Annotated in this window: 11 protein-coding genes; 6 read left to right on the top strand and 5 right to left on the bottom strand. The window is 68.8% G+C overall.

Annotation, left to right across the window (positions count from 1 at the left end; genetic code table 11):
* The first annotated feature begins 31 nt into the window (after positions 1 to 31).
* Complete coding sequence (locus BMY53_RS08550) at positions 32 to 277, top strand: hypothetical protein (RefSeq protein ID WP_092945569.1); 246 nt, start codon at positions 32 to 34, stop codon at positions 275 to 277.
* A gap of 36 nt (positions 278 to 313) precedes the next feature.
* Here the strand turns inward: BMY53_RS08550 and BMY53_RS08545 are convergent, their stop codons facing one another.
* Positions 314 to 1,246 (bottom strand): LysR family transcriptional regulator ArgP, encoded by a 933-nt coding sequence (locus BMY53_RS08545; protein ID WP_092945567.1) that lies wholly within the window; start codon positions 1,244 to 1,246, stop codon positions 314 to 316.
* 133 nt (positions 1,247 to 1,379) lie between these two features.
* Between BMY53_RS08545 and BMY53_RS08540 the strand changes: the two genes are divergently transcribed.
* The 3 genes from BMY53_RS08540 to BMY53_RS08530 all read left to right on the top strand — a co-directional run bounded on the left by BMY53_RS08540 (position 1,380) and on the right by BMY53_RS08530 (position 4,952).
* The gene (locus BMY53_RS08540; RefSeq protein WP_092945938.1) at positions 1,380 to 1,994 is read left to right on the top strand and encodes a LysE/ArgO family amino acid transporter; all 615 of its coding nucleotides are present in this window, start codon (positions 1,380 to 1,382) and stop codon (positions 1,992 to 1,994) included.
* A 15-nt stretch (positions 1,995 to 2,009) separates the two neighbouring features.
* A complete protein-coding gene (locus tag BMY53_RS08535) occupies positions 2,010 to 3,335 on the top strand; it encodes a D-amino acid dehydrogenase (RefSeq protein ID WP_092945565.1) in 1,326 nt (441 codons plus the stop codon).
* Positions 3,336 to 3,632: 297 nt separating this feature from the next.
* Positions 3,633 to 4,952, top strand: a complete 1,320-nt coding sequence (locus BMY53_RS08530; RefSeq protein ID WP_092945563.1) for an Hsp70 family protein — start codon at positions 3,633 to 3,635, stop codon at positions 4,950 to 4,952.
* Between the two features lie 7 nt (positions 4,953 to 4,959).
* Here the strand turns inward: BMY53_RS08530 and BMY53_RS08525 are convergent, their stop codons facing one another.
* Together BMY53_RS08525 and BMY53_RS08520 are read right to left on the bottom strand one after the other, a co-directional pair.
* A complete protein-coding gene (locus BMY53_RS08525; protein WP_092945561.1) occupies positions 4,960 to 5,979 on the bottom strand; it encodes a YecA/YgfB family protein in 1,020 nt (339 codons plus the stop codon).
* 243 nt (positions 5,980 to 6,222) lie between these two features.
* On the bottom strand, positions 6,223 to 7,215 hold the full coding sequence (locus tag BMY53_RS08520; protein WP_092945559.1) for a LysR family transcriptional regulator: 993 nt from the start codon (positions 7,213 to 7,215) through the stop codon (positions 6,223 to 6,225).
* A 130-nt stretch (positions 7,216 to 7,345) separates the two neighbouring features.
* Here BMY53_RS08520 and BMY53_RS08515 point away from each other — a divergent pair, with 130 nt between their 5' ends.
* Together BMY53_RS08515 and BMY53_RS08510 are read left to right on the top strand one after the other, a co-directional pair.
* A complete protein-coding gene (locus tag BMY53_RS08515) occupies positions 7,346 to 8,866 on the top strand; it encodes a CoA-acylating methylmalonate-semialdehyde dehydrogenase (protein ID WP_092945557.1) in 1,521 nt (506 codons plus the stop codon).
* Between the two features lie 278 nt (positions 8,867 to 9,144).
* Positions 9,145 to 10,884 (top strand): tetratricopeptide repeat-containing diguanylate cyclase, encoded by a 1,740-nt coding sequence (locus BMY53_RS08510; protein WP_218151204.1) that lies wholly within the window; start codon positions 9,145 to 9,147, stop codon positions 10,882 to 10,884.
* A gap of 27 nt (positions 10,885 to 10,911) precedes the next feature.
* Here BMY53_RS08510 and BMY53_RS08505 read toward each other — a convergent pair whose 3' ends face one another.
* Positions 10,912 to 12,099, bottom strand: coding sequence for a GGDEF domain-containing protein (locus tag BMY53_RS08505; RefSeq protein WP_092945553.1), 1,188 nt, complete (start codon positions 12,097 to 12,099; stop codon positions 10,912 to 10,914).
* The gene (locus BMY53_RS08500) at positions 12,099 to 13,247 is read right to left on the bottom strand and encodes a GGDEF domain-containing protein (protein ID WP_177200794.1); all 1,149 of its coding nucleotides are present in this window, start codon (positions 13,245 to 13,247) and stop codon (positions 12,099 to 12,101) included. Before BMY53_RS08500 ends, BMY53_RS08505 begins: the two co-directional genes overlap by 1 nt.
* Positions 13,248 to 13,278 lie beyond the last annotated feature (31 nt).

Genomic DNA, 13,278 nt, shown 5'->3' with positions numbered 1-13,278 from the left:
TTGTGCTCGTTGCATTCCTGTGCATCTACTCATGTCTCCGTTGATTCATCGTTCGCTGACCTGGTCCATCGTTGGCGCTGTTGTGTTGATGTCCACCTGGCTGGCCGGCAACGTTCAGGTCGCGCATGAACGTCGGGGTCTGCTGCTGGGCGCCAGTTCGGGTGCCAGCTCGGCGGCCACTTCACTGCGTCCCGCCATGCCTGCTGCCCCTCGCGTGGCGGCCGTCCCGGCCAAGCCGGAAGCACCCGGCCAGGTGCAACTGACGGCCAAGCGCTGAACCCGGGCTGATTCCATCCTCATCCAGCGCAGCGCCCTACACCCGCAGCGCTTCCCTGGCACCCAGCGCCAGCGCTTCGCCTATCTGGTCTAGCAGGGTCGGTGGCGCGGTGCTGTCAGCGCCGGCATCACTGCCCAACTTCCACTGATGCCAATACAGGGCCACCTCCACATGGACGTCCGGCCAGAGCACCACCAGTTCCCCGCTGGCCAATAGCGGACGGATCTGCAGTTCCGGCGCCACGCCGACCCCCCATCCCCGCCGAACGGCCTGCACATAAGCCTCGCTCGATGGCACGTAGCGCGCATTCAGCCGTGCCGACCGCAGGCCGAGTGCCTGCCGCACCCACTGCTGCTGGGTATCGTCCTTGCGGTTGAAGACCAGAAACGGCACCTGCGGGAAGTTGGCGGCGCCCAGGCCTTGCGGCAGCTCTCGCTCGACGAAGTCAGGGCTGGCCACGGCGACATAGCGCATCACCCCCAACGGCTGGGCCACGCAACCTCGCAACGCTTGCCGGACGGCGGTGACGCAGCCCAGCACCTCGCCCTGGCGCAGCCAGTCGTGGGTGAAGTCCTGATCGTCCACCACCAGTTCCAGGCCGAAGCCTTCGCGCAGGCCGCGCTGCACCAGCGGGTCCAGTGCCGGCAGCACCCAGGTGGCCAGGCTGTCGGCATTGACGGCAATCGGCAGCCGTTCGGGCGCCGTCGCCCGCACGCCCAATTCCCGCACCACGTCCGACCGCAGCGCATGCAGTTGCCGGGCGTAGCGCAGCAGCCGTTTGCCGGGCTCCGTGAGCCTCAGCGGGCGAGACCGGACCACCAGCAACTGGCCCACCTGCGCTTCCAGGCTGCGCAGCCGCTGCGAAACCGCGCTTTGCGTAATGGCCAGCATTTCCGCGGCACGCTCGAAGCTGCGTTCATCGGCCAGCGCGGCCAGGCAATCCAGGCCGGCGGCGTCGAGGTCTTTCATAAGCAGTCCTAATGATGTCGCTGAGATATTAATGCGGCTTCATGAACCCGGCACGGCTCATCACAATCCGCCGTTCGACCCCGCCATCGGCCGCCGGTTGAACTCGCTCCTTCGACGCACTGCACTCATGTCCATGGCTTCCACCGCGCTTCTTCAAGGCTGGCTCACCGGCGCCGGGCTGATCGTGGCCATTGGCGCCCAGAATGCGCTGGTGCTCCGCCAGGGCCTGATGCGCCAGCATGTGGTGCCGGTGGTGGCGGTCTGCGCGATGTCGGATGTGCTGCTGATCGTGGTGGGTGTGTTCGGCCTGGGCAGCCTGATCGCCGCCAGCCCGTTGCTGCTGACGCTGTTCCGGTATGGCGGCGCTGCCTTCTTGCTGGCCTACGCCTTCACCGCCGCCCGGCGTGCCTTGTCGCCCAAGGCCGGGTTGCAGGCGCAAGTGGGCACCGCGAGCCTGGGTGCCGTGCTGAGCAGCACACTGGCCATGACCTATCTCAATCCGCATGTCTATCTGGACACCGTGGTGCTGCTGGGCACCGTGGGCGCCCAGCAGTCGCCCGAGGGCCGCCTGCCCTTTGCGGCTGGCGCGTCGCTTGCTTCAGTGATGTGGTTTTCGCTGCTGGGCTTCGGCGCGGCGGCCGTGGCGGCGCCTTTGCGCCGCGCGGTGGTCTGGCGCAGCATCGACGCCGTGATCGCCCTGGTGATGGCCTGGCTCGGCCTGCAATTGCTGTTGCGCCCGCTGGGCTGAACAAGGAGTTAGTGCATGAAAGTCATCGTCCTGGGCGCCGGCATCATCGGCGTGCACACCGCCTGGTACCTGCTGGAGCAGGGCCACGACGTGGTGGTGGTCGATCGCCAGCCCGATGCCGCCCTGGAAACCAGCTTCGCCAATGGTGCCCAGATCTCGGTGTGCTTCTGCGAGCCCTGGGCGAATGCGGGCGCACCGTTCAAGGTGGCGAAATGGCTGCTGCGCGATGACGCGCCGCTGCTGTTCCGGCCCCGTCTGGATCCGGCGCAATGGCGTTGGGGCCTGTCTTTCCTGGGCCAATGCACCACCGCGGCGTTTGAGCGCAATGTGGAGCAGCTGGTGCACCTGGGCCGCTACAGCCATGAGTCGATGCGGGCCCTGGTGACGCAGACCGGCATTGAATACAACCGGTTGGAGCGGGGCATCCTGCACTTTTTCGGCAGCCAGGCCGATTTCGAGGCGGGGGCCCAGGGGGCGGAGATCATGCGCCGCCATGGCGTGGACCGCCGCGTGCTGTCGCGCGACGAAGTGCTGGCCATCGAGCCCGCCCTGCGCAACGCCTCGCAATATGTCCATGGCGGCACCTACACCCCCAGCGACGAATCCGGCGATGCCCGCGTCTTCACCCAGGCGCTGGCCCAGCTGGCGGCCCGTCGAGGCGCCCAGTTCCTCTGGAATCACGACATCGACCTGCTGCAACCGCAGGGCGGCGCAAAGGGTCAGGAAATTGGCGGCGTGAAGATCACTTCCCGCGAGACCGGCGAGTCCCAGTGGCTCAAGGGGGACGCCTATGTGATGGCGCTGGCCTCCTACGCCCCGGGCCTCATGAAGCCGCTGGGCGAGACGCTCAACATCTATCCCGCCAAGGGCTACTCCGCCACCATGCGGCTGCTCAAGCCCGAACTGGCGAGCACCGTTTCGCTGCTGGACGACGCCCGCAAGATCGCCATCTCGCGCCTGGGCGACCACGTCCGCATTGCTGGCACTGCCGAACTGGTGGGCCTGGACACCAGCCTGGACAGCCCCACCTCCAAGGTGCGCTGCGACTCCCTGGTGCGTCGTTACGAAGAACTCTTCCCCGGCGTGGCCGACACCTCCGAGCCCAATTTCTGGACCGGCCTGCGGCCCAGCACACCCACCAACGTGCCCTACATCGGGCGCAGCCAGAAGGCCTCCAACCTATGGATCAATGCCGGCCACGGGACGCTGGGCTGGACACACGGCGCCGGTTCCGGGCGCGCGCTGGCGGAACTGATCAGCGGCCAGCGGCCGGCGCTGGATTTTGCGTTCTATGGGGACGCGCTTCCCGCCGCGGCTCCCAGGACCATGGTCACCGCCTGACCGCCTGACCGCCTGACCGCCTGACCGCCTGCCAAGCCAAGCCAAGCCAAGCCGAGCTGAGCTGAGCTGAGGAGAGTCGAGCCAGAAGGCCCCCGCAGTTGGGCCACGTCAGCCCAGCCAGCCCCGTCCATCCCGGCACGGATGGGCCTGTTGGCCCTCCATTTGCCCCGATCGTGAAACCCGTCTCGGCCTGTACGACCCCCGTACGCCGTCCCAGGGCTAGAATCCGCGCCCCTTCTGACCCCTTCGATGTCTGCCAGGCCTTCCGGGCTGTTGGCGGACGGAACGGCTTGCACCATGGCTTCCTCGTCCAGCGCCTTGCCGCGCGACATTTGCGCAATCGACTTCGGCACTTCCAACTCGGCGGTGGCCGTGCCAGACGCCGCCGGTACGGGCGCCATGCGCCTGGTGCCGCTGGAAGGCGAGTACACCACCATGCCCACGGCCGTGTTCTATCTGGCGGAAGGCCGGCATGACGCCGATGGCCCGCCGCGTGCCTTCGGCCGCGCCGCCATGGCCGCCTATGAGGAAGGGACTGACGGCCGTCTGATGCGCTCGATGAAGAGCATCCTCGGTTCCAGCCTGATCGACCAGGTCACCGATGTGGGCGGCGGCCGTGGCGTGAAATACGCCGACATGCTGGCGGGCTACCTCAAATACCTGCGCCGCCGGGCCGCGCTGGGCGGGGTAGAGCCGCGCCGCGTGGTGCTGGGCCGCCCGGTCTACTTCGTGGACGAAGACCCGGCGCGTGACGCTGCCGCGCAAGCGTCCCTGGCGGCCGCCGCCCGCGCGGTCGGCTTCGAGGACGTGCAGTTCCAGTTCGAGCCCATTGCCGCCGCTTTCGACTACGAACAGCAAGCCACGCGTGAACAACGCGTGCTGGTGGCCGACATCGGCGGCGGTACCTCCGACTTTTCACTGGTCCGCGTGGGCCCGGAGCGTGTGAAGCGCCTGGACCGGCGTGACGACATCCTGGCCAACCACGGCGTGCACATAGCCGGCACGGACTTTGACCGGCACATCGAACTGGCTGGCATCCTGCGGGAATTTGGCTACCGCGCCATGGGCCCGGCCAAGGCTGGCCAGCCACCGCGGGAAGTGCCCAGCGGCATCTACTTCGACCTGGCCACCTGGCACCTGATCAACACCTGCTACAGCCCGCAGCGCGTGATGGAGCTGCGCAACATGCGCCCCTTCTACGGGGATGCCCGCCATCACCAGCGCTTGATGACGGTGCTGGAAGACCGCCTGGGCCACGAGCTGGCGCATCGCGCGGAAGACGCCAAGATCGCCGTCTCCGGCGGTGGCGGCTGCAACATCGACCTGGGCCTGATCGAGTCCGGCCTGAATGTGGACCTCAGTGAGGAAACCGCCGTTGGCGCCCTGCAGTCCGACATCGAACGCATTGCCGCCGCCGGCCGCGAAACGGTCGCCATGGCGGGGCTGACCCCGGCGGATGTGGACGCCCTGTATTTCACCGGCGGTTCCACCGGTTTCCGTCTGCTGGCCGAGCGTATCGCCGCCGACTACCCGGGGGCATTGCAGGTGCGGGGCGACCGCTTTGCCTCGGTCGCCACCGGTCTGGGCCTGCACGCGTCGAGGCTGTTCGCGCGCTGAAGGCGCTTCAGCGCCGCCCGTGCGGCGGCCCGCGCCGCTGCGGGCCGGGCCGGCCACCGGTCCGGCCGCCACGCGGCTCTGCCCGCGGCAAGGACACATCCGCCAGCAGCAGGCTGGCGCGCACCAGGCACTCCACCGCGTCGTCCAGTTCCTCGGGCGGCTCCAGGCTTTCGATTTCCTCCAGCAGCGCGTCGGCATCTTCCAGATCCTCGGGATCCAGATGCATGAAGAGCTGGGCCAGCGGCTCGGTGAGCTGGCTTTCATCCAAGCCCATCAGGCCCGGAAACACATCGGTCGCCAGTGCAAAACCGGCCACCCAGGGCAGCACCGTCTCCGAGGGAGACGCGTCCTCGTCGAGTTCAAACACCCAGGGGTCGAACCACTGCCGGTCGCTGATGGCCTGGCGGAGCTCGCCGTAACGGCGCTGCACCAGGCTCAGCAGTGCCTGGCTGTCCCCGCGTTCGGGCGCACGGCCTTCTTCGCTGTCCAGTACCCAGGGCCACCAGGCGGACAACGCCACCGGCTTGGGCTGAAGCAGCACACCCACCAGGAAGCCATCCAGCATCGACACGTCCAGCGGCTCCGAGTTCTCGGCGGCCTCATCCAGCAAGGCCTGCAGCGTCTCCAGGTCCTCGTCGCTCCAGGCCTCCGGCGGCGCGGGAGGCTCCTGCCGCAGGTAAGCGCCCGCCGGCGTCTGGCGGCCGCCGCCCACCGGGAATTGACCGCTGCGGGGCTCCGAACGGGGCAGGCTCCCTCGGGCCGGGGCGTCATCCGCCGGGCCGCGATCAACCCGGCCTCGATCAACCGGGCCTCGATCAGCGCGGCTTTCCTGATCACGGAATGACGGGTCGATCCGGAAGGACGTGCCGCCACGGGACGCTGGGCCGGGCCTGGACGGCGCCGGTGCGGGATGCCGGCTGGCCGGTGCGCCCGGTGGTTTGGGGGCCGCGCGCTTGGCGGCCGGCTTGGACGACGGGCCCGCCGAACGTGCGGGCGGTTTCTTGGACGACGGCTTGGAGGCGCTCATCAACGCATTATCCGGGAGGCCTCCAAGCCCGACGCTTTCCCGCATCGCGAAGTGATGCTTACAGCTACTGACGATTTTTCGCCGCCATCCCACCTACTGGGGATGTCCGCCACTCAGGGTTCGCCCTAGAGTCACTTTCAAGCACCCCCTGCGGGGTGCACCCGTCCCAACGACGTCCTTTCTAGGACTTGCAACGCCCGGTCAGCTCGCTGGTCGGGCGTCCTTTTTTTCAGGCCGGGACGGTCAGGCGGCGAATCCCTCGCTCATCGCCCCTCGCAAGTGGTCCACCAGCAGGCGGACCCCCTGTGGGGTGTGGCTGCTCCAGGGGTGGATGGCATAGATCGCATCGCCAAAGAAGCCCACCACCCGCCAGCGCGGCAGTACCTCCACCAGCTCGCCGCGTCGCAAGGCGTCGCGCGCGCTGAAATCCGGCAGCAAGGCCAGGCCCAGCCCGGAAAGCGCTGCATCCCGCAGCACTTCGCTGTTGCCTGCCCTGAACAGACCCTGCACGGGCACGCGCAGCCGTTCCTCCGGAGATTCCCGCCGTTCAAAGAACCACTGGGCAGGCCCCGGCCGCAGATACGGCAGGCAGCGGTGCTCGGCCAGTTCGGCCGGATGCGCGGGCGTGCCGAAGCGCGCCAGGTACGCAGGGCTGGCCAGCAGCAAGGCCCGGGAGCCGCACAACCGGAAGGCGACATGGGTGTCTGGCGGCTGGCTGGTGTGGCGGATGGCCAGATCGAACCCCTCCTGCGCCAGCGGCACCAGCCGGTCGGACAAATCCAGTTCGATGCGCAACGCCGGGTAGCGATCAAAGAAGTCCACCAGTGCGGGCGCCACGTGCTGACGGCCCAGGGCCACCGGCGCCGTCACACGCAAGACGCCGCGCGGCGTGCCGGCCGCTTCGCGCGCCTCGCTCAGGCTGCGGTTCAGCAGCAACAGGCCCGGCTCGGCCTGCGTCACCAGGGTCTGGCCCGCATCGGTCAGGCGCACGGAGCGGGTGGTGCGCTGCACCAGTTGCTGGTCCAGGTGTCGCTCCAGGTCCGCCACCCGCTGGCTCACGGCAGCCTTGGAAAGGCCCAGCCGCTGTGCCGCCTTGGTGAAGCTGCCCAGGCGGGCAATGGCCACCAGCGCCTGGAGCTGGGACCACAGCAATTCATCCCGCAACTCGGTACGCGGCGCTGCGGGTGCGGTTCTGGAAGCTTCGGCGGCGGGCGGGGCGTTGGATGGGTCGGGCATATTGTTCAGTTTACCGAACAGTGTGAACGCCCATCTGGCCTAGGCAGCGGGCGTGGGGCTGCCTAGACTCGGGCTCTATGGCGCTGAATCCGGCGCCCTTGCCCAGCCCCAAGTCTTCGGGAGACACCACGTGAGCCAGCCCATCCCCTATACCGACCCGGCCGACATCACCCACTTCATCGCGGGCCGGCGCCACCCCGCCACGGCGGGGCGTAGCCAGGCCGTCTATCACCCGGCCAGCGGTGCCGTGGCGCGGCAGGTGCAACTGGGCAGCGTGGACGATGTCCAGGCCGCCGTCGCATCGGGCCTCGCGGCCTTCCCGGCCTGGGCGGAAGCGCCGCCACTGCGTCGCGCCCGCGTGATGTTCAAATTTCTGGAGTTGCTGAACCAGCACCGGGACCAACTGGCCGCCATGATCACCGCCGAACACGGCAAGGTGTTCACCGACGCCCAGGGCGAAGTCACCCGCGGCATCGACATCGTGGAATTCGCCTGCGGTGTGCCGCAACTGCTCAAGGGCGATTACACCGAGCAGGTGTCCACCGGCATCGACAACTGGACCATGCGCCAACCCCTGGGGGTGGTGGCCGGCATCACGCCCTTCAACTTCCCCTTCATGGTGCCCATGTGGATGGCGCCGCTGGCCATTGCCACCGGCAATGCCTTCATCCTCAAGCCCAGCGAGCGCGACCCGTCACCCAGCCTGCTGCTGGCTGAACTCTTCAAGCAGGCGGGCCTGCCGGACGGCATCTTCAATGTGGTGCAAGGCGACAAGCAGGTGGTGGATGCCCTGCTGACCCATCCGGATGTGAAGGCACTCAGCTTTGTGGGCTCCACGCCGATTGCGCAATACATCTACGAGACGGGTGCTCATCACGGCAAGCGGGTGCAAGCCCTGGGCGGTGCCAAGAATCACATGGTGGTGATGCCGGACGCGGATGTGGACCAGGCCGTGGACGCGCTCATCGGCGCCGCCTACGGCTCGGCCGGCGAGCGCTGCATGGCGATCTCGGTGGCGGTGCTGGTGGGGGATGTGGCGGACAAGCTGATGCCTCGCCTGGCGGAGCGGGCCCGTACGCTCAAGGTCAAGGACGGCATCCACCTGGACGCGGAGATGGGCCCCATCGTCACCCGCGAGGCGCGTGACCGGATCGAGTCTTACATCGGCCTGGGCCTGGAGGAGGGGGCCTCGCTGGTGGTGGACGGCCGGGGCTTCCGGGCTGCGGGCCAGGAGAACGGCTTCTTCACGGGCGCCACCCTGTTCGACCATGTGCAGCCGCACATGCGCATCTACAAGGAAGAGATCTTCGGTCCCGTGCTCGCCTGCGTGCGGGTGGACGGCTTTGCCGAGGCGCTGGCGCTGGTCAATGCGCATGAATTCGGCAACGGCGTGGCCTGTTTCACCAGCGACGGCAACGTGGCGCGCGAGTTTGCGCGCCGGGTGCAGGTGGGCATGGTGGGCATCAACGTGCCCATCCCGGTGCCCATGGCCTGGCAGGGCTTCGGCGGCTGGAAGAAGAGCCTGTTCGGCGACATGCACGCCTACGGCGAAGAAGGCGTGCGCTTCTACACCAAGCAAAAGAGCGTGATGCAGCGCTGGCCTGCCACTATCGCCAAGGGGCCCGAGTTCGCGATGCCCGTTAGCAAGTAAGCGGGCGGGCGCCCCTGCGGCAGGTCAATGGGCCGGTCACTGGCAGCTCAACTGGCAGATCAACTGGCAGATCAACTGGCAGCTCAACTGGCGGATCAACTGGCAGATCAAATGGCAGGTGAGCGGACTCACACCCGGCGGACGGGCTCGCCCCCCCGATGGCAGGCCGCTGGGCGCGGCCGCCAGCGCAGGACCGGCGCGACAGGAGCCATCCGTAGCGAGGTGTATCCTCCTCTCCCATGTTGGAGTTCTCCCCCGAGTTGTCAGAAGACGCCCCATTGAGTGAATGGTTGGACCGTGCGCGCCTGGCGCAACGGGAGGCGCGCCTGGACGAAGGGTTGAAGCTGGCCGAGCGTGTCTGGTCACGCGCCGACGCCGAGGGTTTCATCAACGAGCAGGCGGAAGCCGGCAAGTTGCGGAGCTATTTCCTCCTGCGCCTGGGAGACCTGGCCGGCATGCTGGCAGCGGGCGCCCCGGCGCTCAACCTGCTGCGGCCCTTGGGCCCTTCCGTGTCCCTGTGCGAGCTGCTGCGCTGGATGAGCCTGGCCGCCTGTGAACTCGGTGACTATGAACAAGGGCTGGCGTGCGCTCATGAAGGCCTGCAACAGGCCATCGAGCTCGGCGACCCGCGCCTGCGTGCGGTCGCGTTGAATGGCCTGGGAGCCTGCTTCGAACGCATGGGCGACCCCTGGCAGGCCGAACGCCTGATGGGTGAGGCCGCCGGCATGCTGCGCGAGGCGGCCACCCCCTACGAGCGGGTGGTCACGCTTACCAATCTCTGCACGGTGGCGCTGGGCGCCTACCACTTGCAGCGGGATGGCGCCGCGCCGGAGCAGGCGACCAAGACCCTGGTGCGGGCGCTTGAACTGGCGCGCCAGGCGCGGCCGTTCTCCCTGGAGTTGGGCGATGCCTACGCCATCGCCCTGACCGCCACCAACTTTGGTGAAGTGCTGCTGCTGATGGGCCGCCCCGACGAGGCCGAGCCGCTGCTGCAGGAAGCCCTGGACGCCAGCGCGCGGGTGGGCTTCCATCTGCTTGAGTGGCGGCTGCGCTGCACCTGGGCCGAACTGCAACTGGCGCGTGGCCATGCCCGGGAGGCCTGGCAGGGATTGCAGACCCTCCTTGCGGAACTGCGCATGATTGATGCGTCGGCCGTGGGCGGCATCGACCCCGGCGACGGCCTGGCGCCCGTGGTGAGCCTGAACCTGAACATGACGCCGACGGGTGCTGGCGTCCACGCACATCCCGGCGCCGGTCCGTCGTCCACCCTTGGCGCCAACCTCGAAGGGGCGAGCACCGCGCCGGTACTGGACCGGCTGCCGCCGTTCATCCACCTCCGCCTGCACCAGGCCTCCTACCGCGCCGCCAAGGCGCTGGCGCTGCTCGGTCCGGCGTTATGGCACCTGGAGGCCGCGCGCGCGGTGGAGCGGCGCCGTGGGGTGCTGCAGCTGATGGCACAGTCGCAATACTTCGTCTCGCGGCTGGAGGCTGAATTCAATGTGGACGGTGGCGCCTGCGCCGACCGTGACCCCGCCGCCTTCCGCGACCCGCTCACCGGCCTGGGCAATCGCCGTTGCCTGGAGACCCGGCTGCCGCCGATGCTCCGCGCGGCAGAGCAGGACGAACGCCCCCTGACCATCGCGCTGGTCGACGCGGACGGCCTGGAACAAATCAACGAGCGCCATGGGCGGGACGTGGGCGACCGGGTGCTGCAGGAGCTGGCGCAGCTGCTGCGCGAGAACACCCGCACCAGCGACCTGGCGCTGCGCTGGAGCGGCGAGGAATTCCTGATCGTGTTCCCCGACACCGTTGCCGACCGTGGTTTCGAGGTCTGCGAGCGCATCCGCGCGAGCGTGTCCGTGCACCCCTGGCACCGTCTCGCGGCGGGCCTGGACGTCACGCTCAGCATGGGCCTGGCCAGCGCGCCGCCCTATGCCACCGACCGGCTCATCGGCCGCGCCACGCAGGCCGTGCAACGCGCCAAGCATCTGGGGCGCAACCGGGTCGCCCTGGCCTGAGGACGCTCTGCGTAAGTCGCGCGAGCTTTATGGCGCGACCTTCTTCGCATCCACGGCCTCCACGGCCTGCACCACATTGCGCCCCTGCGCCTTGGCCCGGTACAGCGCCTCATCCGCCCGCCGCAGCACTTCGGTCGGGTCTTCATCACCCGCCACGGCCTCGGTGATCCCGAAACTTGCGCTCAAGGGCCAGGCCTGGCCATTCCATGCAAAGGCCTGGCGCGCCAGCAGGTGCCGCATGCGTTCTGCCACCAGGGCCGCGCCCGCAATGCTGGTGTAGGGAAGCAGGGCGCAGAACTCCTCACCCCCCAGGCGCCCGAGCAGGTCCACCTCGCGCAGGCAGGGCTGCAGCACGTCCACCAACGCCTTCAGCGCCGCGTCCCCGGCGGCATGGCCCAGTGTGTCGTTGAGCTGCTTGAAGCGGTCCATGTCCAGCAGCACCAGGGCATAGGGGTGGCCGCGCTGCACCCGGTGATGCTCCCGCGCCATGGCCTCCGCCATCGCGCGGCGGTTCAGGGCATCCGTCAGCGGGTCCCGCAGCGTCAACCGGCGGATCTGCAGCACCAGCTTCATCACCAGCAGAAACGCCAGGGTGCCGTTGAGCGCCAAGGCCACCACCAGGGCCGCCCACAGCCAGGCGATGTTGAAGCTGCTGTGGATGTCGATCTCCTGGCCGCCCGCAGGTGCCCACATCACCCCCAAGGGTCGGGCCAGCAGCAGCAGACCCAGCAGCAGGAAGGGGCCGCCGAACACCACCGCCAGTGGGCGTTTCAGCTCCCGCGCCCGCAGTAGCCGGTAGGTATCCAGGGCAGCCAGCAGGCACAGGATGCCCAGTGTGCCGTCCAGGACGATCAGGTGCGCATAGCCCGTCGGGCCGGCTGGCAGCTGTGTCAGCAAGGCCGCCACCAGGACCACGGTGGCCAGCACCGGCGGCCAGCGCGCCGGTCGCTCCGCCATCAGCGGCACGGCCAGGCGGGTCAGGCCGAAGGCGGTCAGCAGCATCAGGTCGGCGCCCAGGTCCAGCCAGCGCATGTCGGGTTCGGGCACGCGCAGCAGCAGCATGGCGCCGGCCTGCAGGGCGTTGGCACCCGCCAGGCACAGGCAGGCGGGTGAGGATTCGCGCAGGCCGGCGGCGATCAGCAACCAGATCACCATGGCCACGCCAAACACCGCCACCAGGGCGGCGATCATCGTGACCGGATCGCTGTCGGGCATCAAGCCGGCTCCCCCTGCTCGGTGGCGCGCTGCACGCGGTTGCGCCCACGTGCCTTGGCGGCGTACATGGCGGCATCCGCGCGAGCCAGGGCGTCCAGCCCGTGGGCTTCGCCCAGGCGCATGGCCGCCACGCCGAAACTGGCACTCATGGGCCAGATCTTGTCGACCCAGGTCAGGGGGCGTTCCTGCAGCAGCCGGCGCAGCCGCTCTGCCACCAGCACGGCGCCGGCTTCGTCAGTGTCGGGCAGCAGCAGGGTGAACTCTTCGCCGCCCAGGCGGCCAAAGCAGTCCGTGGTGCGCAGCGCTTCGCCCAGCACCTGGGCCAGATGCTGCAGCGCGGCATCCCCGCCGGCGTGGCCCAGGTCGTCGTTGATGCGCTTGAAGTGATCGACGTCCAGCACCACCACGGCGTGGCTGCGTCCCCGGTCCACCTGCTGCTGCAGGCGTTGCAGATGTTCCTCGACGGCGCGGCGGTTGAGCAGGCCCGTCAACGGGTCGCGCCGGGTCAGGTGGCGCACGCGGGCAATCAGCCGTTGCAGCACCAGGGCCACCAGGCCGGTGGTGATGGAGAGGTTCACCACCAGCCGCAACAGCGCCAGCGGCGCGTTGGTTGTCAGGCCCGCCAGCCCCAGCCCGGGCGGCAGCCAGCCGAGCAGCCCGCCCGCACGCCAGAGTGCGGCACCGGCCAACACCAGGTAGGGCACCACCAGCAGCAGGGTCACCGCACGGCGGAAGCCCGCCCCGCGCAGGATGTCGTAACCGGCCATCAGGGCCAGCACGGCGGCAAAGACGTTGGAGACAGCGCGGGCGGCAGAAAGGTCCGGATAGACCACGATGTGCGCGGCCAGGCCCACCAGTACCACCGCCACCACGTCACGCAGCTGGTGCCGCAGCCGCATCAGGCCGCGCACGCCCGCCGTGAGCAGGCCGGCGCAGACCAGCGTCACCGGCAGGCCCACCAAGGGCTCCAGGCCGGCCGGTACGGTGGGCCACCAGACGATGGCGAGCAGCCCGTGATAAAGGGCGATGCGTCTTGCGGCCCGTGGCGCAATGCGCAGCACTTCGCCCAGCAGCAGCCAGACCACGCAGGCGAACACGTCGACCACGGTGATCACCAACAGCAGTGTCGCGGCGTCCAGGGTCGGCATGCGCGGCATCATCGCAAAGCGTCATGGCCCG

It is taken from the genome of Roseateles sp. YR242, assembly GCF_900109745.1.
In the GTDB taxonomy this organism is placed as follows: Bacteria; Pseudomonadota; Gammaproteobacteria; order Burkholderiales; family Burkholderiaceae_C; genus Roseateles.
Note: the sequence above shows the minus strand (reverse complement) of the source record. Positions and strands in the feature narration are given on the sequence as shown.